The sequence below is a fragment of the Nostoc sp. genome (genome assembly GCF_036917655.1).
Taxonomy (GTDB): domain Bacteria; phylum Cyanobacteriota; class Cyanobacteriia; order Cyanobacteriales; family Nostocaceae; genus Nostoc.
The window spans coordinates 67,819-90,794 of record NZ_JBALCY010000066.1; the positions used below are offsets into that span (position 1 = coordinate 67,819).

Here is a 22,976-nt window from a genome sequence, read left to right on the forward strand (position 1 = left end):
CAAACTACTACGCTCAATATAGTTCGCTTAAGGAAAGTTATTTGTTGAAACAAGTAAAGATAACAGGGAGAGAGTGGGGGTGTTGGGGGAGTTTTTCTTTCCCAGCACCCCCAAGCTTACTTATTCAAACAGTGTTAAGACTATGCCCTGTATTTAAGACCACTGCAACCAAATTCCGTATAAAAATACTAAATTTGTTGAGCGCATTACAAACATCATCCCCAGAAAGGAGTTATTTTGGTTAATCCTGTACTACTTACTGTTGACGATGACCCCGGAGTTCTACGAGTTATAGAGCGAGATCTCCGACATGAATATGGCGATCGCTTTCGGGTATTACGAGCCGACTCAGGTGCAAATGCTTTGAGAGTATTGCAACAGGTAAAATTACGTAACGAGACAGTTGCCCTCTGTGTGGTAGATCAGCGGATGCCACAAATGTCGGGCGTGCAGTTCCTTGAACAAGCTATGCAAATTTTCCCGTCTGCAAAACGAGTTTTACTAACAGCTTATGCGGACACCGATGCTGCTATCTCTGCGATAAATACAGCAAAGATTGATTACTATCTTCTGAAACCGTGGGAGCCGCCACAAGATCTTCTGTATCCAGTTCTTAGCGATTTATTAGACGATTGGGTTTCGTCATACCGCCCACCCTTTGAAGGTATTCGTGTTATTGGCTCCCGTTGGTCGCCCAAGAGTCATCACATTAAGGACTTCTTGGCCCGCAACTATATGCCTTATCAGTGGTTAGACATTGAGATAGAGGAAGAAGCACGTCAGTGGGTTACTTATGCTCAATGTAATATCGCACATTTGCCACTAGTAGTTTGCCCTGACGGTTCGTATCTCACACAGCCAACGCACGCCGAAATTGCTGAAAAAATCGGGTTGAAGATGCAGGCCCAAATGCCTTTTTACGATTTGGTGATCGTGGGGGCTGGACCAGCGGGTTTGGCAGCAGCAGTCTATGGGGCTTCTGAAGGTCTACGCACAGTATTGATTGAAAAAGAGGCTCCAGGGGGTCAAGCCGGGACGAGTTCCCGGATCGAGAACTATTTAGGCTTTCCCCAAGGAATTACTGGATCAGAATTAGCTCGCCGTGCCGTTACTCAAGCGAAACGATTCGGGGTAGAGATTCTCTCGCCTCAAGAGGTAATTGACATTCGCTTGCAAGATTCTTATCGCATCATCAAGCTGAAAGACGGGACAGAATTAAGCTGTTACGCATTGCTGATTGCAACTGGTGTCTCATATCGCAAACTTGATGTGCCTGGTATTGAGAATCTGACCGGGGCTGGTGTGTACTACGGTGCAGCAATGACCGAAGCACTCTCCTGTCAAAATGAAGATGTTTATGTAGTTGGCGGAGCTAACTCAGCCGGACAGGCTGCGGTGTACATCTCTAAGTACGCTCACCATGTGACTATGTTGGTACGCGGCAACTCACTGGCTACAAGTATGTCAAAGTACTTGATAGACCAAATTTTAGCAACAGACAATATCACAGTACGGTTTCACTCGGACATCGTTGAGGTTCATGGTCAGACAAACTTAGAAGCAGTTACGATCGCTAACACTAAAACTCACGAAAAGGAAACCATTCCCACGAAGTTGCTATTCATTTTAATCGGCGCGAGGCCACACACTGATTGGCTGGCTGGGATTGTAGAGAGAGACGAACAAGGGTTTATCATAACCGGACCGAGCCTGATACCCAATAAAGGATGTTCAAAGGCATGGAAACTGGATCGCCAACCCTTCCTACTTGAATCCAGTGTACCAGGCGTCTTTGTGGCTGGAGATGTGCGTAATGGCTCTGTGAAGCGAGTTGCTTCAGGAGTTGGAGAGGGGGCGATCGCGATTCAGTTCATCCATCAATATCTAAGTAAGGTGTAATTATGTTAGATGCTTTGCGTCAAGTGTCACTTTTTGCACAATTGACAGATGAGCAATTCCAATGGTTGTCTGAACACGGCCGTGAACTATGGCTGGTTCCAGGAGAATACATAGCCCTTGAGGGACAACCAATAGAGAATTTCTACGTGCTGATACAAGGCGAGATTGAGTTTAGAAAACAGGTCGGCAATGTAGAAAGACACATAATGAGTTTTGGTGCTGGAACATATACAGGTCATGAGTTGATTCTATTAGATGTTCCTCACTATCTCGTCAATGTACGTGCTGTGAAACCGACTTATATGTTGAAATGGGACACAGATACTTTTTGGCAAATGCTGACAACCTGTCCGTCGATTACACGCGACCTTTTAATCATCACAGCGCAACGGGTGCAAATGTTGGAATCTGTGTCACAACACCACCAAAAGCTAATTGCACTCGGTACTTTAGCAGCTGGTCTGGCTCATGAGTTGAACAACCCAGCAACAGCCGTCGTCCGAGGTGCGAAGCACTTGCATAAAATTTTTCAACAATTGCCATACCTTGGGTTCAAACTCAATTACAGGCAGATGACAAAAGAACAACTAATGTTTCTTGACAACTTGCTGCACACAGTAATTGGACGTGCCGAAACACCCTGCGACTTAGAAGATTTGCTAGCGCAGAGCGATCGCGAGCAAGAGGTGACAGCCTGGCTGGATTTACACAACGTGCCTGATGGCTGGAAAATTGTTTCTTCCTTAGTCCGGGGAGGACTGGATACTCAATGCCTGGATACCATTGTGGAGCATTTACCCCCAGAATCACTCGCTGAAGTTCTAGCTTGGATCGAGGCTACACTCACAGGAATTGAGCTGTTGGACGAAATTGACCAAAGTTCGGGGCGCATTTCTGAACTGGTCAAAGCTATTAAAGAGTACTCCTATATGGATAAGGCTCCGATGCAGGAGGTGGATATACACCAGGGTGTTGAAAGTACCCTGACTATTCTCGGTCATAAGCTCAAGGGTGGCATTACTCTAACGCGTGATTATGACCAGACCCTACCACTCATTTCGGTCTATGGTAGCGAACTCAACCAAGTATGGACGAACCTGATTGACAATGCGATCGGTGCTATGAGTGGACAAGGACAAATCAGGATTCGCACAGCACGAGAAAATAATTGTGTACTAGTAGAAATTGCCAACAATGGTCCAGCCATTCCGCCAGAGATTCAAGAGCGGATATTCGAGCCGTTCTTTACCACTAAGGGGGTAGGCCAAGGAACAGGCTTAGGTCTAGTCATTAGTTACCGAATTATTGAAAAGCATAAAGGCGAGATCCGCTTGTTTTCCGAACCAGGAAACACCCGTTTTCAGGTTATTCTCCCCATATCTTTGACTGAAACAACATCTGAATGCCATCAATGCCAATTTATACCATCTGGTAATACAACTAAGTAAGTCGGCGGGAAAATTTAATTTATAAGTATGTAACGAAAGCTTAAGTAGAGAAATTAAAGTTAAATTTAATACGTTGTGTACGGTCAATACCTTCGCCAATTTACGAGTATTGACATAGAGCAAACCTAAGATAATACATAGCTTGTTTTTGCCATAAGGCAAAAAACTGAGCTAATAAAATCTTGTATGGTTTGTGTATAAGGAATTTATACTGTCGTGTTCGTCGGGACTAGGGCTTTATGTTTTGCCTAAGAATCAAGCCCCCTCTTATGTTGGGCTGTTTCGGCAAAAGCTAGACGACCTCTTTTTTTGGCAAAGATATTGTTACATAGTTCGGTTTTTTCGCGCCGACTTACTTATGCAATTTATACACAATTGATTAAGGAGTGTGTGGGATGAAAAAATGGTTGAAATCTCCTGAGTTACGCATTGGTGAGGATAAGGAAGAAGAACGGCACGCGACGTGGCTAGAACTTTTTTTTGACCTATTTTTCGTAGTGGCAATTTCGGAAGTTGTTCACAATCTCAGTCGGGACGTTTCACTGTCGGGTTTCCTTGGCTTTCTGCTACTCTTTGTACCAATCTGGTGGTCTTGGATTGGGGCTACATTCTACGCTAACCTATTTGATACTGATGATCTGGGACATCGATTGCTAACCGCCTTCCAAATGGTTGCAGTGGCTGCATTAGCAGTGAACGTACACGACGGCTTAGGTAAAAGTTCTGCTGGTTTCGCCCTTGCCTACACTGCCATTAGGGTCTTGCTCGTCCTGGAGTTCCTACGCGCTGGACAACATATAGTTAAAGCACGGCCACTAACAACCCGAATTGTGAAAGGTTGTGGACTAGGGACATTGGTCTGGCTGGTGTCGGCATTTGTGCCGATGCCACTGCGATTTGAATTTTGGATGTTAGCGTTGACGCTGGAGTTTGGAACAGTATTGACAGCAGGAAAGTCTGTGCACATAGAACTGGCTCCCCACGCTTCACATTTACCTGAGCGTTTTGGGCTATTTACCTTAATTGTGCTAGGCGAGACAGTCTTAGCGGTAGTTAATGGTGTAGCACAGCAGCAGTGGAATTTATCATCAGCATGGGCTGCTATGTTTGGTTTGAGCATTGCTTTTAGTTTGTGGTGGCTCTATTTTGACAATTTAGGTGGCTCAGCAATCCAGGCTGCCCGTGCGTGTCGCTGTATCGGAGCCTATCAGACTTGGGTATATATGCACTTACCTCTGACCATTGGTATTGCCACTACCGGAGTTGGTGTGAAGCACGTCGTTTTAAGCAATCCGGATCTGGTACTGCCGTCTGCTGAACGCTGGCTGATTTGCGCTAGTTTGGCGCTGTGCTTGCTTACTTTAGGAGTTATCTATCTTACTGGACTGAGCATTAACGCCGGACTACGCTGTAGAGCCAGGGCGGGGTATCGTTTTGTAGCTGCAACTGTTGTTTTGTTTCTCGCTGTAGCTGGCGTGGGTTTGTCACCTACTGAGTTGATTGGGCTTATAGCTGTGGTTTGTGCTGTTCAAATTATCCTCGATCTGCGTCAGGTTACTAGTTTTTTATGAACCTATCACACTAATAAGTGGGACTTAAAGTAACGTGAGTTCGACGGTTAGAAAAAGGCAAAAAGCTTGCTAGATATGAAGCATAAGAAACTGAGCAGGTAAGTAAGTAGGCGTCAAAAAATCAAGCTATGTGACAAAATGTAAAATCTGCAAATAGCCAATAAATTGGTCATTCCATAGTTTTTACAAAACTAAACATACATGGGTTTTATCGTACCGACTTACTTATTGCGATGCCTGCGGCGGGCTACGCCTACGCTAAGATTGATTGAGAATGTAAAACGTGCTTGAAAAGCTTGATTTTTCGTTTTTAGTTCTCAATAAGCTTAAGCTTTTGAGCATAAATTTTATTAGTGCGATAGGTTCTTGATAGACCAATTGCGTTGCCCTTCAATTTTACAACTCGTATCCAATGCCCAATCTTTCTCAGCCCCGCGTTTACCCGTTTGCCGATCAATGCGAATCAAGAATGCAGTCATCTCATTCTTCTGGAGAATTTTCTCTTTGATCGGTCGAGCATTGGTTTCGGCGTAACCAAAGTGTGGCCCCACGTCCTCCCTTTGGTACATGGGAAGGTAGAGACGATACAGCCATAATTGTTGAGTGGCGATCGCTTTAATTATTTAACAGATATAAGTTCTGGAAACACTACTCAGAAAACTGCATAAAAAAACTCAACTGGATCTATTAACTCACTGAAGGGTTTTAAACCCACAATCTGGAATGCTGTTGCTTGCCTTTGTAGCTAAGTATATACAAAGGGACAGGCTGCTTAGTAGTTTAGCTTTAAGTATATATTAAAGAGGAAAAAGGCTTGATATGCAAAAACAAATTTTGAGTTTAGCGATCGCGTTACCAACGATATTATTCACTGCCTTACCCACTTTAGCAAATCCCATACAGTCTATTACACCCAAAGTTGGTAGTTTACAACCAGCTTTGGTACAAGCAGAGTTTCAAACTCCTGCAATTAAGAATCAACTCAGGAACCCAGGAGATGACCAATCCCCTGGGCCAACCGGCGGTAGCAGTCCGGTAAAAGGCCCAGGGCCCAGACCTCCTCGCAAAGATACATTGTTGCAAAACGTGGGTACAGGTTTAAAAAATACGATCAATTCTAGCCACGTAAATCTGAACATAGAGAACCCCGTTCTTGGTCGCTAATCTTAGGGTTAGTTTTGAGGTAATCGTTTAGCAAATTACAACTGCGAATCAGTAGATTATCTAAATCTTGGGTTTGCAGTTCTGTGCTAAGAAGACGCCAAAGTTTAGCTGTACCATCAAAACTGGCAGAAGCCAAAAATTTCCCATCAGGGCTAAAACTGACGCTCAATACTGCATCATTATGACCTGGAAGAGTTTTGAGTTCTCTGCCATCACGGTTCCAAAGTTTGATGCTTCCATCACCGCTAGCTGAGGCGATCATCTTGCCATCAGGACTAAAGCTGACGCTGAACACGCCATCAGTATGTCCTGTAAGAGTTTGTAGTAAAGCTCCATTGCTGACTTGCCAGAGTTTGATAGTTTTATCAGCACTAGCTGAGGCGAGTACTTGACCATCAGGACTAAAACTGATGGCGTTGACAGCGTTAGTATGTCCTGGTAAAGTATACAGTAACTTGCCATCCTTAACTCTCCAAAGCAAAACTTTGTTATCTCTACCAGCTGAAGCCAGTACTTGACCATCAGGGCTGAAACGAACGCTCAAAACTTCAGCCGTATGTCCTTGGAGAGTTCTAATTAAAGCTTTTCTTTGAAGATTCCAAAGTTTAATGGTCATATCACCACTGGCGCTGGCCAGAATTTGACTATTAGGGCTAAAGCTGAGACTATTGACTTCGCGGCGATGCCCTTGGAGGGTTTTAACCATATAGCCGTCACGAGTCCGCCAAAGTTTAATGTAATAGTCTTGACTAGCTGAGGCTAATGTCTCGCCATCAGGACTAAAGGCTAAACTGTAGACATCAGCACTGTGTCCATAAACTGAAGTAGCATGACCTTCGAGGGTTTGGCGCAAAGTTCCGTCACGCTGCCAAAGTTTGATCGTAGTGTCTTGACCGGCGGTAGCTAAAGTTTGCCCATCGGGGCTAAAATTCACACTATAAAGTTTACCTTGATGTCCTGTGAGAGTTTTGAATAGAGGATCGTCTCGCTGCCAAAGTCTAACAGTTTGATCAGCGCCAGCCGAAACTACGGTCTGGTCATCTGGGCTAAAACTGACGCTGTAGACTGCTATACTATGTCCTAATAAAGTTTGGCGTAAAGAGCCGTCCTGAGAACTCCAAAGTTTGATTGTGCTATCAGCGCTGGTGGAAGCTAAGGTTTGACCATCATGACTGAAGTTGACGCTGAGTACCTCTGCATTGTGCGCTGGAATAATTCTCAGTAGTGTGCCGTCTCTACGCCACAGTCTCACGGTTTTATCTTCACTGGCTGAAGCTATTTGACCATCGGGACTAAAAGCGACACTGGAAACTGCGGCGCTATGCCCAAGTAGTGTTTTTTGCAACTGTCCATTGCTAACACTCCAAAGTTTAACAGTCTTATCTGCACTAGCGATCGCCAACATTTTCCCATCAGGGCTAAAACTTACACTAGTAACAAAATCTCTATATCCGCTAAAAGTTCTCAGCAAATGACCATCGCTAACTTGCCAAATTTTAGCAGTGCGATCGGCGCTACCAGTAGCGATCGTCTCACCGTTGCCAGACCAAGATAAACTCAGAACTTCCGCAGTATGACCGTTTAATGTTCTAATTAAAGTACCGTCGCTAGTTCTCCACAACTTGATGGTACGATCAAAACTAGCAGTTGCAATCATTTGACCATCTGGGCTGAAACTAACACTCCGCACTGTACCAGTATGCCCTGTTAATGTTCGTACCTTTGTGCCATCACGTCCCCAAAGTATGGCTGTTTTGTCGTTACTAGCCGATACAATTGTTTTGCCATCAGGACTGAAACTCACGCTCAAAACTTCAGCGCTATGCCCTTCCAAACGGTTGCGTTCTTGGGTTCCAGAAATTACTTGTTGTAAAACACCCAGAGTCTGAGTTTGCAGTTCGGCTGGTGCGCCAAGAGTGTTTTTTAGCTGTTTACCTGCTTTGACAGTAGCAATCAGTGCTTCTAACTGCTGATGTGATAAAAGATTAGCTTGAGATGAGGCATTTAAGGCTTCAATTTCTCGCAATTGGGCTGCTTGAGATTTCCAATAGGCTAACCCACCCAAACAGACAGCCGCTAATCCCAAAACACTGAGTGCAACTACAGCCCTTTGAGCTTGTTTGAGTCTGCTTTTCTCTTGTAGTTGCTGTTGTTTTCTTTGTGCTAAACAAGCTTCAATAAACCGTTGCACATCAGCCGAAAGTTCGTCGGTATATTTAATATAGATATCTTCTGCCTCGGCGAGTCGCACTCCTTGTAACAAGAAATCAGCTTGCTGACTACGTTGCAGCCACAATTGGGAAGCTTGCTCAATTTGCCTTTGTTTTCGCAAGCGATCGCGGTTTTCTTCTAACCACCAGCGTAAAGTTGACCAATGACGGATGAGGATTTCATGGGCAACTTCTACTGTTATCGGGGAAGGAGACAAGGGAGACTGATAAGTACTTATTTTGTCGTCTCCTTTACTACCCTCGACAATATTTGGATCTTCTTCTAAATTCATCACCACTAACTTCGCAGAGGTTAAAACGTTGAGGGTTTTTTCTACCAATGCAGTGGGATATTTTTTCACTATCAACTCTGATTTATGTACCCGTCTGCGAGTATCTTCTGTACCCTCACCTAGTTGCGTCAAAGATAAAAAAATCCATTTTGCACACTCGCGCATTTGGGGATCTAAACTTTCGTAAACAGCCTGAGACGATCGCTCTAATGCTCCTTGAATTCCGCCGAGTTGCTCTTGATATGCCTGTAAAGTCAACTCACCAGCAACTCGATGTTGCCATAATTGCTCTAAAACAAATTCCAGTAACGGTAAATCTCCTGGTGAGTGATTTAGCTCTCGCAATAATACTTCCACCAGTTCTGTTTCTACTTTTAACCCGACTTGTTGAGCCGGGTTGAGAATCACCCGCCGATAATCATCCAAACTTAGCTTCGGTGGAATTAACACACTCAAATCTTGCAAAGCTTTCGCCAGTGCTGGTACTTCTAAACAGGAGGCAATAAAGTCTGCCCGTAAAGTAATAATTAATTTGAAGCGATCGCCAGCATATTGCACCGCTCCCAGCAATAATTCTAAAAATAGCTCTCTGTCTGGGGTTGGAGCTAGGGTAAAGAGTTCTTCAAACTGATCTACCACTAACACCAAAACTCGATGGGGTTGGTTGCGTATCCAGTAAACAAATCCCTCTACTCCTTGGTGAAATATTCCCTCTAACAAGAGATGGGGGGATGAAGAGGATGAAAAATCATTTTCCCCCGGCTCCCCTACTGCTGCCGCAAGCCGCCGCGCTAAAGCTTCCAGAGGATTTGCACCCGGACGAATGCTTCTAATCCACCATTGTTCGCTACTAGGTATTTGTTTACCCAATCGCAGTTGAGGAATTACACCAGCTTGCACAATTGAAGATTTGCCGCTTCCAGAAGCACCGATGACAGCTAGAAAAGAGCGATCGCGTAGTTGGTGAATTAACTGCTGAGTTAAAGCTTCTCTTCCGTAAAAATACTGACTATCTTCTTCCAAAAAAGCACTTAGCCCCATGTAAGGGCATACTCCCAAATCCAATCCTGTGGTTGATTCTGGTGTGTTTGTGTAAGTTTTTGCTGGGAGAATTTCGATAATGCCTTGTGTGCCTGATAGCCAGATGTAAAGAGGCACACCGCTACCTGCTAAGGATAATTGTAGTTGAGCGATCGCTCCGGCGGCTGAGAGTCCATCTGTATGCGTTGCCGCCATCAAGGTATCAAAAAATTTTTGGGCGAAGCGTTCTGGTGCCTCAGCAGGTGAGGCGTAGGCGATTAAACATTGTCCTTGGTGGGAGTCAATTTGCAAATCTTCTACCCAATCTTGCAAGGATGCATTAGCTACAGGACAATCGAGGATGACAATTTGTTGAGTGGTGCAGAGACGTAGCTGTTGTTTCAACCAAGAACGCTTAATGCGGATATTTTCTCCCAGCAATAACCATTCGCCGGCGTCGGTTTCTTCAATTCGTCCCCGCAGATAAAGCAGTATAACTTCTGATGCTGGTTGTTGTAAATGACGAGCGATCGCTTCTTTGATCCGATCAGCAGATACTTTTGTTGCTGGCAAATACTCTAGTGCAAAACCTCCAGCACTTCCGAGAAATTTGCTAATATCTAGTGTTGTTTTGCTGACTGATAATCCCTCTACTACTATTCCGATTCGGCGATGCACCCCAAGAGTTGCCTTGGTTAATCCTTTCCCGATAATTAGTTCCCCAACTCCCTCAACAATTCGTTTAGGAGTTTGCAACGGATATTCTCGAAAAAGTTGAGTTTCTCCTTTAGTTTTTTTCTGCTGATTAATCAGCCGCAATTGTTGATTACTTTTATCTATATATTGGAGAGTTTGATGATATACATATCGATACAAACTATCTACAGAAATTAAGCCTTGGCTATCTGCTGCCTCACCTTTTAACCCTTTCATTAAATAATAAGTAAATACCCCGTGTCCCAATTCGGGAAACTCCCAAGATTGCTGATTATTATCACAGGAAAGCAAAGCATAAAAACCTTTACTTTTAGCAGCACACTGTTGTAATACTTCAACCATTTTTGGTGTAGCATTCAGCAATGGTTCTCTTGTTGTACCTCTGAGTGTCATCCCGCCACTATGACAAGCATCTAGCCAAACAAGCTGATTTTGCGCTCCACTATTACCTAACAATAGCAAAAGTTCTTGTAAAGCTAAAGCTGTGTTTTGCAGATCAGATTTTTGAGTATTTGCCAAACACAAAAATGCTTGCTGCGTGTTTGGTTCTACAATTCCATGTCCAGAAAAATAAAATAAAATAGTATCAATAGGTTGAGCCGCAGTCGTAATTTGCTGGAGACTGGCACGGATGTTTTCTAAAGATGGTGGTTGCGGTGCAAAATCATGATATATTTTGACCTCAGTTTGGGTAAATTGTGCGGCTGCATCTACCAATGCTTCTGCTAAACCCTGACAATCTACTGTCGAATAACTAAGGCTGGGTAGTCCGTCATCTTGATATTGATTGACTCCCATCAACATTAGCCACAGCTTAGGAGTTGCAGTTTGTTTGACTGAAGTTGAGCCACTGGTGATCCCAATTGGTGACATTATTTAAATTACTATTTATGCTGTTTTAGCACTTGGACTGATAAACACCAGAGAAGCAAGCTGATGTGGCAGATTTTTCCAATGCAGTGCATTTGTTGTAATCTCCTGACTTAAATCTAACCAACCCAGTGTATTAGATAGGGCAAGTAAATCAATAATTGTTGTGTACCAAAGTAAGGGTGTATCAGCAAGTCCCTCAGCCAAGAAATCAGAGGCTCGTTCCAAAAAAGTAATAATATCTTGATCTACAAATGCCTGCTTCACAGAGAACCAACTATCACACTGTGGGTGACAAGAATTGTTAGGGTTAGCTTGTAACTGTAAATGATTTGTAGCGACTTTTAATAATTGACGAGTATGCTTGTGGTTCTTTGCTGTCAGAATCAGGGCAACTTCACTGGTGATTTGAGCAAACATGGCAGTGACAAGCTTTGAAGGTTGAAGTCCCATACGCTCAAAACCCCAAGGGTGAGGAGTAGGTAAAGTTTCCAATTGGCCATTAAGATAGCCAAGTATTTCAGAAGCAAGGGCGATCGCACCTTCAAAATTCAAGCGACGTGCTTCAGTCCGTACTAGATTGTGCAATAGCTGAATCCGATGCATTAGAAGAATATCGTAACCATATTCTGCCTCTAAAATGACATCTAATGCCAAAGCCTTCTCAATTCGGCTGTAAACTTTGTCAAAATCATCATGGCAATAATCGAGGTAAGCTTCTGATTGTTCCATAAAAGATTGATGCAGCAATTTAGCCTCATGAGAAAGTGTATCCATTTGCAAAGGTATACGCGCCTCCGTGAATAACTGTTCAGCTGTTATTAGTTGTCTATGACGAGCTGCCATTAGCCCTTGGTTGCAAGCATTAGTATATCGACGCAGAAGTAATTGGTCTGGTAAAAGCAAACGTCTCGCCATTAATGCTTGCAATTTTTCGCTGAATAAATCAGCAGAGCCTTGGGGAATTTGGATCGGTTTGGCACGTCCTTGACGATAACTTGCTATTATCTGTTGTCGGAGTTGACTGGAGACATCAAGCATTGATTAAACTAACCTCTTGTAAACTCGATTCTTCTTGCTCAATACGTGATAAGGCATAAGTTAAAAGTAAACGCTGCTCAATGTTGTGTTTTGCACTAGGACAAGGCGCTATTCCTTCCAACCAACTTTTAGGACAAGCACCGCCACAAACTGGAAGCATGGGGCAGGTAGAACAGGGGTATTCGCCTTGACGAACTCGTTCATTAAAATTGCCCAAGCGATCGCGTTTACCAGGCATCTCTTTGCCAGATAGGTGATCAATGGCATATTCATTAGGTGTACCATAAGTAGGTACGTAAGACACCTCAGTACAATTAAAAATATTGCCATAAGCATCCACCAATTCAGCATTCGGTGTTACAGCCATACAGACAATAGGTTTGACTTCTGGGATAAGTCCAATGGGGAAACCAAGATTAATCATTTCACCAAACCAAGCAATTTCCCATTCGGCAAACTCCTCTTTAGTTAGTGAACGAGTATGAGCATCATTTCCCCAAGAATGGATAGGTGCTACATAGAAACGAAGCTTATTTTGTAACCCTTCCTCAGCTAACTTTTGCAGTAGCAAAGAAACAGATTCATAATTTTCATGGTCAACATTACAACGGATACTCAGTTGTACATCAAGGTCATCTCGATGTGCTAAAGCAGTAACATTAGCGAAGATAGTATCGAAAGTTGGCAAACCATTTTTCTGCATTCGTCGAGCATTGTGGAATTCTGCTACGCCATCAAGAGTAACCTCGATAAAAGTTACATCGAATTCGTTAATTAGTTCAGTTGCAACCTTCTCTGTCAGTGCTAAACCATTTGTGACAATTCGGGCATCGTAGCTACAACCAAAATTTTCAGCGAGAGACTTTAATTGAGGGGTAAGCGTTCTAATCACAGACAATCCTACTAGTGGCTCTGCACCAAACCAGGTAATAGAAAGACTATGAAACTTTTGAGTTGCTAGCTTGACACGGGTACGTTCTAGGAATCTTTGTTGGTCGTCTTGACTCATCATTTTGTTAGTATGCTCTTGACCACAGTAATGGCATCCTAGTTGACAAAATGCAGTGGGTTGAACAACTAAAGAGAGAACATCATCATCTAGTTTGGCAGCATTATTGCGATCCAAAATTGTTTTGAGTTCATCCTCATGGGCAGGAACTATCAGTTCCATATCAACGAAGTCAAATAAGATATCTTGAGAAAATTGCTCAAATTGTCCGGTTTCTATAAGGCTCCAGGTATGGTCATCAATGATGCGTATACTTGCAGTGCGTGTTGCAAAAACAACTCTTTTGATCCGTTGTTCAAGTTCATCAAAAAATTGCGGTGTTACAACATGATAATCGGAAAGTTTCATGCTCATAATTTTCCTCCAAAATGTATAGATAAGGAATAGTAGTTGAACTTTTAAAAGTAGACATACTATTCCTGAGTTAGTATTGCTGTACTTTAATGAGTGCAGTTTTTATTTGCGTATCTGAGGTAGAGATTGGTTGAGTAAAGACCCACTACGATTTGCACGGTCAATAATCACTTCACGTCCTCGGTCAGAAGGTTTCCTTATACCGCAGCTACCATTACAGCCATTATCTCCAGCCTCTAGTTGTCTTTGAAGTTTTGAGGAGTTATTGATTCGTTCTACAGTCGGAGACAACTTTTCAATTCTGATGTTTTGAACTTTTGTAGATTTACTACTCAAATTAGCACGGTTCAAGAAAGTATCAACAGTAGCATCTGGCTTTACAGTTTGAGCATTAACAGCCGAGTTCAAAGCTGCAACGCTGGTCATAGCAAGAATACTGAGAATGAATTTGACTTGGCTGGATTTTTTAGTAGACATGAAATTTTATTCTTATTAAGTAAATTGTGATCGGGTGACAAGTGTTGAAAAACTCAGATTAGAGTTTTCAGTTTTCACCTTTCACTTACTCAATAGGTTTACTTTGATATTTTTATGCAGTCTTTGGGAAAATTGTTTTCCGAGAATAATTCAATTTGAATGTAAACATAAAAACCCCACAAAAGTGAGGTTTAATACTTGATTTTTTTAACTGAACTTAAACATTTTTGAGGGATAAACAAGCCTCAAACTCATGCAAACGGAGGAAAATATACCAAATGCTCAAAATTTCTTTGGAGTTGAAATATAATCTAATACGCTTGGGTTAGTGCCAAAAACCTTAAAGTGTGTAGTTGAGGAACGAAACCCAACATTTCTGGGGCTTTGTTGGATTGCGCTTTGCTTAACCCAACCGACAATTTTCCTTAACCCAAGCGTAGTGAGATATAATCCTCAGTCCTTGTAGTAAAGTTTGTGTAGGCATCGTTTAACGCTTTCAGTCTTCCTATAGGTTGGGTGACAATTTTTTATGCATCCTCGGCAAAGCATTATTGAAATCTTTTCAACTTTTGTGCAATTTGACGCCGATCGCTTCAGTCGTTGGGCGACGGAATCAAGGTTACGTCGCAGTATCCAAAGTTGTCTCAACCGCACGCCTCAAGAAATTTCGGAACATTTTTTGGCTTTATATTGGTATAAATTTTGGCTCGTTCCTGAGACAAAGCTACTGGCTAAACTGCATCTGACAGCTTACTTGCAAGAATCTTGTTATTGGGCATCCCAAAAAACAATTAACAGTTTTGCGAGTACTCAGTATAAGCTATCAGACTGTTTTCAAATTGCGATCGCTCAAGTTGATAAAGTCCTGAAAGGATTTAATGCAGATCAAGGCTTTATTTTAAAAAACTACGCTAGCGCCATCTTTAGCAGTGCTATTCGGGAAAATTTACGCCAAAATCGTGAAATTGATATTTGTACAGATTGGGGACTATTACGAAAAATTACTAAAAAGTTTTTGGTGGAGTCTTTACAAAATGCAGGTTTATTGCTAGAGGATATTAATGCTTACGTCATAGCTTGGAACTGTTTCAAAACTCTATATATTCCAACACACAAAGGTACTTCTCGCCAAATTGCTCAACCAGACGATGAGATTTGGGAGGCGATCGCTAAAGCTTATAATTCACAAAGTGGTCAGCAAGTCAATTCCCAAACCCTAGAAAAGTGGCTTTTAACTGCTGCTAAAGCCGCACGCCGCTATCGTTACTTTCCGGTTGACTCTCTCAATATCCCTAAAGGGGACGATAATTCGTGGGAGTGGCTTGATAATATTCCCGGAACCCAACAAGAATCTCTAATCAATGAAATTCTTGCCCAAGAAGAAGAGCAAACAAGAAACTTTCAACAAACTGAGATTAACAAAGTTTTAGTGGCTGCGATCGCTCAACTTGAACCGCAAGTACAAGAAATTTTGCAACTTTATTATGCTCAAGAACTAACTCAAGACAAAATTGCCAAAGAATTAGAAATACAGCAATATACTGTCTCACGGCGACTAAAAAAAGCCCAAGAAACTTTGTTACGCTTTTTAGCTAACTGGAGTAAAGATAGTTTGCATATTTCCGTTACTTCCGACCTACTCAAAAGTATAAACATACTAATGGAGGAATGGTTGAAAAATTACTATGGTGTATGACTGGGGACTGGGGATTGGGGACTGGGGACTATTGGGGAGTTAGAACTTCGTTAATCTAGCTCAGAACCTCAACCCTAGACCTCTTGCATATAATCACAAATAAAGAACCCCACCCCGCATTTGCTGACGCAAACGCTCCCCTCCCCGCAAGCGGGGAGGGGTTGGGGGTGGGGTGTTAGAGACTTTTGCAAGAGGTCTCCTAATCCCTAATCCCCAATCCCTAATCCCAGTCCCCAATCCCCAATCCCTATGACTACTGTATTTACTTTCGCTAACCCAACAGATTTGGTTTTAGAAATCCCTACAATTACCCAAAACCAAGCGGATTTGGACAGTCAAGCTTTTTCTAATCCTAATTCTCGCTATCAAGCTTATATTAATCAACTTTGCCTGGGTGCTATCTTAGTATGGTTGCAAGAAGACTGGACGCCACAGACAAAGGTTTGGCCAACTATCAATGCTTTACCAAGTTTCTGGGAACTGGTTAATGGAATTGCACTCACGCTTGATGCAACAAGATTAGTCTTGGTTCCTAGTGAAGCAATTGATTTGAGTCAATTGCGAGTACCCCAAGAATGGGTGGATATTCCTAGTTGGGTAGGTGATTATTATTTAGCTGTGCAAGTTGAACCAGATGAAGGCTATGTGAGGGTTTGGGGTTATTGTAGCCATGAAAAACTGAAAACTCAAGGCAGTTATGATGCCAGCGATCGCACTTATTCCCTGGATGCTACTGATATAATCAACGATATCAGCGTTTTAGCGATCGCGCATCAATTGTGTCCAGAGGAACCCACCCGTATTGCTATTGAAGAGATTCCGAGCTTATCACCACAACAGGCACAAAATTTAATTGCCCGTCTGGGAAACCCGGAAATACTTACACCCCGGCAAGAAATCCCTTTTCAACTCTGGGGTGGATTAATTCAACATGGCGGTTGGCGAGAAAATTTATATCAACGACGCTTAGGATTACCAGAACAGTGGTCAGTTCTGCAATGGTTGCAAAGCGGTGTTTCTCAAGTTGCTGAGGCTTTCGGTTGGGGAAGCTTTGATTTACAACAGAGTGCTGCTGGGGCGCGGGGTGCGGAAGACACACAACCAAGTACTATTCTCTCTCGTCGGTTGGCGATCGCAGGTCAAATCTATGAAATGATAATTACACCACAAAAGAAGCAAGATGCAACTATTTGGTGTTTTGAATTACGTAACGCCGCGATCGGTGCAGCTATCCCCGGTGGTTTTAAACTGCGATTACTCACCGAAGATTTACAGCCTTTTCCCAATAACGAAGATGTAGCCACAACGGCTGTAGAACAACTCTACGTAGAAGTTGCCTTAGAAGCAGGAGAAGGCATAGTCTGGGAAATACAACCTTTTCCCGACAACTATGACTGGGAAATACTCAAGTTTTAAAGAGGAATTTCAAGTCGAAAGCCAGGACGTGGAATGATTGCTCCAATCAGTGCAGATAGATAAGCGATGTGCGTACTGCCCTGTAACGAATAACCTAATGGGATAGAGACTACACCATTAGGTTAAAACACTGTTATATCCCCTGATGGTAGACGAGAAGGTTAGTGTTCTATCTGCTACAGTTACCAAAACTGCAACGGTTATGAAATCCAGGCTGCTCAAGACTATTCTAGATGAAGAGTGCTGAGTAAGGTAAGTGGAAACTTCAAATGTCAGCAACCCCGTCTAAAAAGACAGGGCTTCCACACATCCCACAAGGTTTTGATCTGATACACAAATTTAGTGTGAGGATTTAGCTATGTCTTACCCGATTCCATCCAAAATGTGGCAGCGAGTCATTATTACAACACTGTTGTTATTGATACCGTCAGTAGGAATTGCGATTTTACGTCAGTCTGCTACGGTTGCGGTTCCAGGCAATCAGACACCTCCTAGTTCTACCCCAACAACCTCCATTCTACCCAATCACCCTGACTACCAGGCACTCCAGGCATTGGTACAACAGTATAGTTGTGTCGTCTCCGTCCAAAACTTTGGCACTCTTGGGATAACCCGGACTGAGTTTGCTACAGTCTTGAATGCCTGTCTGAATCGGAGCAATGAACTAATAGCGACTGACCCCAAGATAGTTACCGAAGCGGATATGAAAACCCTGCAACGCTTGCAGTCAGAATTCGCACCAGAGTTAGCAACCCTAAAAAGTCAGATAGATGAATTGGAAACTCGTAGTCCCATCACTCCTACTGAGGCTACCAGAGAACGTATTCAAGCCGAGTCTACCCGAAAGACTCAATCTTTACTTACGCCCCCACCCCTTAGTATTCCGTCTGGCTCATCTGTCCAGGATCAAGTTGTTAACCGTCCCGCAAGCCCTAAACTCCAAGCTGGTAGGAATATTGGAACGGTTGCCCCTGAGCCACAAACAAGTAGCAGATTCAATACAGAAAACTATAACCGGATTGAGGATAATCCCTTTCATCGCGTCAGTAATGACCCCCTTTCCACCTTTTCCATTGATGTAGATACAGCATCCTACAGCAATGTGCGACGGTTTGTTACTCAAGGGGAATTACCACCCAAGGATGCAGTGCGAATTGAGGAACTGATCAACTATTTTACCTACAATTATCCCCAACCAAAAGGCGATGGCCCTTTTTCTGTAACCACTGAAGTTGCTGCTGCTCCCTGGAATGCTCAACACAAGCTTGTACAGGTGGGTTTGCAAGGCAAACGCCTAGAGAGTGAAACCTTACCACCCAGCAACTTAGTATTTTTGATTGATGTCTCCGGTTCTATGGATGACCCCAACAAATTACCCTTGGTGCAACAGTCCCTCAAATTGCTGGTAAATAAACTGCGTCCTGAAGACCGGGTAAGTTTGGTGGTCTACGCTGGAAACGCTGGATTGGTGTTACCTACTACTCCTGGTAGTCAGAAATCAAAAATTCTGGCGGCGATTGACCGTTTAGAGGCTGGAGGCTCTACTGCTGGCGGTCAGGGCATTGAACTCGCCTACAAGATAGCCAAACAAAGCTTCCTCAAATCTGGTAATAATAGAGTAATTTTAGCTACCGATGGAGATTTTAATGTCGGGGTTTCTAGTGATGCCGACCTGACGCGATTAATTGAACAGAAGCGAGATCAGGGAATTTTCCTGACGGTGTTAGGATTTGGCACCGGCAATTATAAGGACTCAAAAATGGAGCAACTGGCTGATAAGGGTAACGGCAACTACGCTTATATCGATACTTTATTGGAAGCCAAAAAGGTTTTAGTTAACGATCTGAGGGGAACTCTGTTTACCATTGCCAAGGATGTAAAAATTCAGGTGGAATTTAATCCGGCGAAAGTACAGGCATATCGCTTGATTGGCTACGAAAACCGCCTGCTGCAAAACCAAGATTTCAATGACGATAAGAAAGATGCAGGGGATATTGGGGCTGGTCATTCTGTGACAGCGCTTTATGAAATAATTCCCACTGGTAGGAAAAGTGATGTGAAACTGCCTGAGGTAGACCCCTTGCGGTATCAGGGTTCTGGTGAAACTGCCCTGAATACTGCTGGCAATGAGTTGATGCAGGTGAAACTACGCTATAAATTGCCCCAGGACAGCACCAGTCAACTAATTACCCAAACCATCCAAGATGATGATTTGAGAGCCGATCAGATCCCCTCCACAAACCTGAGATTTGCTGCTGCGGTGGCGGCCTTTGGGATGGTGCTGCGTGACTCTGAGTATAAGGGGAATGCTAACTATGATTTGGTGATGAAATTGGCGACTCAAGGAAAGGGGGAAGACCAGGAGGGCTATCGGGGTGAGTTTATTCGCCTGGTGGAGCAATCTAGGGAGTTGATTACGAAGAAATGATTTGGATTGCTTTTACAGCATTTTTCAGGTATTTAGACCACAACTGAGACGGGGAGTAGGGAGTGGTGTAGTTCAATTACTTGAAAAGCGCCGTAATCTCTTGGAGATATTCACAACCCACACCAAAAGAGCAAGAGCGTGCCGCACGCTGTTCGCGATCGCCTTTGATGTCTGCAATCAAATAGGCGATCGCTCTCTGCTGTATTGATCAAGGAGCGATTACGGTTGAATCCGAAGACGGGTACGCCATGCCTAAATTAGGCGGGTAGCCAACGCAGCTAAAGATTCAACCTCTAATGCACCAGATGACTCTCTAGGATTTAGCTAGCAGGAATCGATGAATCGGTCTCCGGTGGATTGTCTTGTTTTGGTGGAAGCGGTGGTTCAGATGAGTTATCTTGTGTGGATGTAGATTCCGGTTCTTTTATCATGCCATGCTCCTCTTGCCCTCTAAGTCCAAGATATGTTGCGGCACTGATTCCTTGTAGTGTAAGAAGTGTTTCATCAAACTCCGGCATTGCCAGTTTTTTAACGACCTCCCAAACAAAGAATAGTCCGATCGCAACTGTCCAAATAAATGTTTGGAACCGATGAAAGTTGACTCCATTAATATCCGATAATATATCGGAGAAAAACCCTTCAGAAACGCGTTGACTACCTTTTCTGTTTTTCTCATCACCCTGCCCATCAATTAACGAAGTCCCAAATGCAGTTATAGAATTGATTCCCAATAATATTAGTGATTGTTTAGTCAAAATATTGGTATAATCTCCGGTTATGCCGTAGATAATCAGGTAAGAACCAAAAATTATAAATGTCCAAAAAGCAAGTTGAGATATCGATAGACTGAACGGGTTTCTGTTCAATTTTTTCCTCCCAAGAAAAAATTGAGCAATTCGGCTTTTACGATATTCGTTTTGAAGAACAGCCTTTTCTGGAATCAACAGTTCCTGACCACCGATTACCTCTTTTTTAGAGTAAACCCCTTCTATTCCAGGGCTACGAAGGGCGTTTCGGCAATACCTAATGAATATTAAAACAATAGCCAGAAGTAGAAGCAGACACAGCCAAAATCGCCACGATAACAGAACTATTTTTAATTGAGGAGGTGATAGAGGATTGCTTACTGGAATCGCCAGTTTCTTAGGACAGCCTACCCCCGCTATTACCTTAATACTGTATCTGTTTGCTTGACCAAGAAGCGTATCCCATGCAGCTTGAGACGAATCGGTACGTTCAAGTCGAAAGGCTAACCAATCTTCATCAATTTTCGTTTGAACTTTACCCGGAACCATAACGATGACTGGTTCTCCGTGGACATCCTCTAGTTCATAGCCATCTAGGTACAACACTAATTGTCGAGGATCAAATGAATTGGCATTAGGCGTTGCATTTCTGGTCGCCGCTGATAATCCTTCAACTCTCACCCTGATGCGATCGCCCATTTTAACTTGGTTACGATCATTGTCGGCAATGACTCGTTGAGTTCTCAGACCAGGAGGTACTGAACAGACCTGAGGCGATGCAGAATCCACAGAAGGGCCATCTGAACTATTTTGAGCAATTACTGCAAAGTTGATAGAAATAATCAACAGAAAAACCAACAGAAAAATAGCAGTAAATCTTTTAGCATTTCTATACATCGTTCGGTATTCCACCAACAGTGATTACTATGTCGGTAGTGTAACCATACTTGAGTCATTCCGTATATTAAAAAATTTGTCTGAAAAACAATACCTCCGCCAAAAACAGAGAATGAAGAGAAAGGGGCTACGCCTTTGTCTTTTTGTCTGATTTATAAAGCGGCAGTCATGCGGCAACATTTTGGAGTGTAAATACTATCGCCTTCAATCCTATGGGATATCCCATGAGCTACCTAGAACTCTTGGAACGGTCTTGTATCTATGGTCAGTGTGGCTAATTGCTCAGAGGAAAATTCTGACTTGGCCTGTTGGGATAGTAAGCGTATTGCTATATATGGCGCTTTTCTATCAAATCCGTTTGTATTCGGACATGTTAGAACAAGTATACTACTTAATTGTTAGTGTGTATGGCTGGTGGCGATGGAGTACACCTGATCCTGAGCAGGTTTTGAAGGTTCGATATAGTCAACCGCGTAAAATTGTTTTGATTGCCGCAATCACAATAGCAGTTTCATTCGCAACGGGAGCTTTGATGAGTCAAATTCACCTGTTACTCCCTGTAATATTTCCAGAAAAAGCTTCTTTTCCTTGCTTAGATGCACTCACAACAATCATGAGTTTTACTGCTATGTGGCTGATGGTGCAAAAAAGGATTGAAAGCTGGTATTACTGGATCATCGTTGATGTTATTAGCATTGGGTTGTACTACGTTAAAGAAGTTAAATTTATTGCTTTTCTTTATGTAATTCTGCTGTCCATAGCAATTAACGGCTCAATATCCTGGCTCAATATAGCTAAAATGCAGGACTGAAAACTCCTGTGTATCTTTAAAGAATGCTATGTTTATTTTTGCAATCTTGTATTAGTATCAAATTATCAATGGAGCTTCAAACTGAAATTTATAAAGCTATAGCAGCTGTTGATTACCAGAAACTTCAAGCTGAGTATCAAGCTCAGAATGAATTGTTGGTGGTGGAGAACTTTCTGCCTAACTCCATCATCGAGAAGTTCTTGGCGCTGTTGCCATCTTTGCAACCTGCTATAAACCGCAACTATATTCCCAATCATAAAAAGGGCGGTAGTATCAGCCGCTATAGCTTAGACAGCCTTGCTCCGATTTTCGGAGAGTTTTATCAACTCAGTGCCTTTTTTGAGTTTCTCAACAAAATTACGGCAGAAAAACTCCTTCCCTGTCCTAATGCTGATCCCCATACTTATGCGTTGTACTATTACACTGAGCCTGGAGATCACATTCAGTATCATTACGATACCTCTTACTATCACGGGAAACGCTATACAGTGTTGCTTGGTTTGGTTGATAATTCGTCCAGTAAGCTGGAATATCAACTCTACAAGGATATTCCTGAACGGGAGACTCAAACGCGATCGCTCTCTTTAACCCCTGGTACTATAGTGTTATTCAATGGTGACAAACTTTACCACAGAGTTACTCCTTTGGGTGAAAATGAACAGCGCATTGTCTTGACTTTGGAGTACGTCACCGACACCCGCATGGGTATGCTAAAACGTTTTGTCTCAAATATGAAAGATGCGATCGCCTATTTTGGTTTTCGCCAGGTGTTTCGCCGTTGAGGCGATACAGAGTTAATCTTTCTTCCATGTTAAGAATTAATTAACAAATATTGTCTTGAGCAAAAAACAGTCATTATAAAATACGGGAAAATTTATAGATTTCCTGGTGTCATAGCTTTGTTGGTAA

At 42.9% G+C, this 22,976-nt stretch carries 16 protein-coding genes; 10 read left to right on the forward strand and 6 right to left on the reverse strand.

The features are described 5' to 3' along the window. Nucleotides 1-237 precede the first annotated feature (237 nt). The 3 genes from V7K30_RS23495 (at nt 238) to V7K30_RS23505 (ending at nt 4,918) form a co-directional block, all read left to right on the forward strand. Nucleotides 238-1,899, forward strand: a complete 1,662-nt coding sequence (locus V7K30_RS23495; RefSeq protein ID WP_335003378.1) for an FAD-dependent oxidoreductase — start codon at nt 238-240, stop codon at nt 1,897-1,899. A gap of 2 nt (nt 1,900-1,901) precedes the next feature. After that, complete coding sequence (locus V7K30_RS23500; protein ID WP_335003380.1) at nt 1,902-3,347, forward strand: sensor histidine kinase; 1,446 nt, start codon at nt 1,902-1,904, stop codon at nt 3,345-3,347. 395 nt (nt 3,348-3,742) lie between these two features. After that, entirely contained in the window at nt 3,743-4,918 is a 1,176-nt protein-coding gene (locus V7K30_RS23505; RefSeq protein ID WP_335003381.1) for a low temperature requirement protein A, read from the forward strand. Between the two features lie 350 nt (nt 4,919-5,268). Here V7K30_RS23505 and V7K30_RS23510 read toward each other — a convergent pair whose 3' ends face one another. Further along, nucleotides 5,269-5,469, reverse strand: coding sequence for a hypothetical protein (locus tag V7K30_RS23510; RefSeq protein WP_335003383.1), 201 nt, complete (start codon nt 5,467-5,469; stop codon nt 5,269-5,271). Between the two features lie 268 nt (nt 5,470-5,737). Between V7K30_RS23510 and V7K30_RS23515 the strand changes: the two genes are divergently transcribed. Further along, on the forward strand, nt 5,738-6,082 hold the full coding sequence (locus tag V7K30_RS23515) for a hypothetical protein (protein ID WP_335003385.1): 345 nt from the start codon (nt 5,738-5,740) through the stop codon (nt 6,080-6,082). Here the strand turns inward: V7K30_RS23515 and V7K30_RS23520 are convergent. From V7K30_RS23520 to V7K30_RS23535, 4 genes are all read right to left on the reverse strand, one after another. After that, nucleotides 6,036-11,195: an nSTAND1 domain-containing NTPase gene (locus V7K30_RS23520; protein WP_335003387.1), complete on the reverse strand. Its 5,160-nt coding sequence runs from the start codon at nt 11,193-11,195 to the stop codon at nt 6,036-6,038. The two genes, V7K30_RS23515 and V7K30_RS23520, sit on opposite strands and share 47 nt — an antisense overlap. A gap of 15 nt (nt 11,196-11,210) precedes the next feature. Continuing rightward, nucleotides 11,211-12,233 (reverse strand): hypothetical protein, encoded by a 1,023-nt coding sequence (locus tag V7K30_RS23525; protein WP_335003389.1) that lies wholly within the window; start codon nt 12,231-12,233, stop codon nt 11,211-11,213. Continuing rightward, complete coding sequence (locus tag V7K30_RS23530; protein WP_335003391.1) at nt 12,226-13,596, reverse strand: radical SAM/SPASM domain-containing protein; 1,371 nt, start codon at nt 13,594-13,596, stop codon at nt 12,226-12,228. The genes V7K30_RS23525 and V7K30_RS23530 overlap by 8 nt, the downstream gene beginning before the upstream one ends. 102 nt (nt 13,597-13,698) lie before the next feature. Beyond that, the gene (locus tag V7K30_RS23535) at nt 13,699-14,073 is read right to left on the reverse strand and encodes a hypothetical protein (protein WP_335003393.1); all 375 of its coding nucleotides are present in this window, start codon (nt 14,071-14,073) and stop codon (nt 13,699-13,701) included. Between the two features lie 529 nt (nt 14,074-14,602). On the opposite strand from V7K30_RS23535, the gene V7K30_RS23540 reads away from it, so the two are divergent. The 4 genes from V7K30_RS23540 to V7K30_RS23555 all read left to right on the forward strand — a co-directional run bounded on the left by V7K30_RS23540 (nt 14,603) and on the right by V7K30_RS23555 (nt 19,821). After that, nucleotides 14,603-15,769, forward strand: coding sequence for a sigma-70 family RNA polymerase sigma factor (locus V7K30_RS23540; protein WP_335003395.1), 1,167 nt, complete (start codon nt 14,603-14,605; stop codon nt 15,767-15,769). A 249-nt stretch (nt 15,770-16,018) separates the two neighbouring features. Further along, a complete protein-coding gene (locus V7K30_RS23545) occupies nt 16,019-17,185 on the forward strand; it encodes a DUF1822 family protein (protein ID WP_335003397.1) in 1,167 nt (388 codons plus the stop codon). Between the two features lie 358 nt (nt 17,186-17,543). After that, nucleotides 17,544-19,613 (forward strand): YfbK domain-containing protein, encoded by a 2,070-nt coding sequence (locus tag V7K30_RS23550; protein ID WP_335003399.1) that lies wholly within the window; start codon nt 17,544-17,546, stop codon nt 19,611-19,613. A 1-nt stretch (nt 19,614) separates the two neighbouring features. Next, entirely contained in the window at nt 19,615-19,821 is a 207-nt protein-coding gene (locus V7K30_RS23555; protein ID WP_335003401.1) for a hypothetical protein, read from the forward strand. A 112-nt stretch (nt 19,822-19,933) separates the two neighbouring features. Here V7K30_RS23555 and V7K30_RS23560 read toward each other — a convergent pair whose 3' ends face one another. Further along, nucleotides 19,934-21,256, reverse strand: a complete 1,323-nt coding sequence (locus V7K30_RS23560) for a hypothetical protein (RefSeq protein ID WP_335003403.1) — start codon at nt 21,254-21,256, stop codon at nt 19,934-19,936. 268 nt (nt 21,257-21,524) lie between these two features. Between V7K30_RS23560 and pnuC the strand changes: the two genes are divergently transcribed. Next, nucleotides 21,525-22,067: a nicotinamide riboside transporter PnuC gene (pnuC, locus tag V7K30_RS23565; protein ID WP_335003405.1), complete on the forward strand. Its 543-nt coding sequence runs from the start codon at nt 21,525-21,527 to the stop codon at nt 22,065-22,067. Nucleotides 22,068-22,135: 68 nt separating this feature from the next. Continuing rightward, nucleotides 22,136-22,849 (forward strand): 2OG-Fe(II) oxygenase, encoded by a 714-nt coding sequence (locus V7K30_RS23570; RefSeq protein WP_335003407.1) that lies wholly within the window; start codon nt 22,136-22,138, stop codon nt 22,847-22,849. Nucleotides 22,850-22,976: the final 127 nt, after the last annotated feature.

What these genes read in the sequence shown, in the direction of transcription:
- V7K30_RS23500 (WP_335003380.1), top strand. Translation starts at nt 1,902, where the DNA reads ATGTTAGATGCTTTGCGTCAAGTGTCACTTTTTGCACAATTGACAGAT.
- V7K30_RS23505 (WP_335003381.1), top strand. Translation starts at nt 3,743, where the DNA reads ATGAAAAAATGGTTGAAATCTCCTGAGTTACGCATTGGTGAGGATAAG.
- V7K30_RS23515 (WP_335003385.1), top strand. Translation starts at nt 5,738, where the DNA reads ATGCAAAAACAAATTTTGAGTTTAGCGATCGCGTTACCAACGATATTA.
- V7K30_RS23520 (WP_335003387.1), bottom strand. Translation starts at nt 11,195, where the DNA reads ATGTCACCAATTGGGATCACCAGTGGCTCAACTTCAGTCAAACAAACT.
- V7K30_RS23525 (WP_335003389.1), bottom strand. Translation starts at nt 12,233, where the DNA reads ATGCTTGATGTCTCCAGTCAACTCCGACAACAGATAATAGCAAGTTAT.
- V7K30_RS23530 (WP_335003391.1), bottom strand. Translation starts at nt 13,596, where the DNA reads ATGAGCATGAAACTTTCCGATTATCATGTTGTAACACCGCAATTTTTT.
- V7K30_RS23535 (WP_335003393.1), bottom strand. Translation starts at nt 14,073, where the DNA reads ATGTCTACTAAAAAATCCAGCCAAGTCAAATTCATTCTCAGTATTCTT.
- V7K30_RS23540 (WP_335003395.1), top strand. Translation starts at nt 14,603, where the DNA reads ATGCATCCTCGGCAAAGCATTATTGAAATCTTTTCAACTTTTGTGCAA.
- V7K30_RS23545 (WP_335003397.1), top strand. Translation starts at nt 16,019, where the DNA reads ATGACTACTGTATTTACTTTCGCTAACCCAACAGATTTGGTTTTAGAA.
- V7K30_RS23550 (WP_335003399.1), top strand. Translation starts at nt 17,544, where the DNA reads ATGTCTTACCCGATTCCATCCAAAATGTGGCAGCGAGTCATTATTACA.
- V7K30_RS23560 (WP_335003403.1), bottom strand. Translation starts at nt 21,256, where the DNA reads ATGTATAGAAATGCTAAAAGATTTACTGCTATTTTTCTGTTGGTTTTT.
- V7K30_RS23570 (WP_335003407.1), top strand. Translation starts at nt 22,136, where the DNA reads ATGGAGCTTCAAACTGAAATTTATAAAGCTATAGCAGCTGTTGATTAC.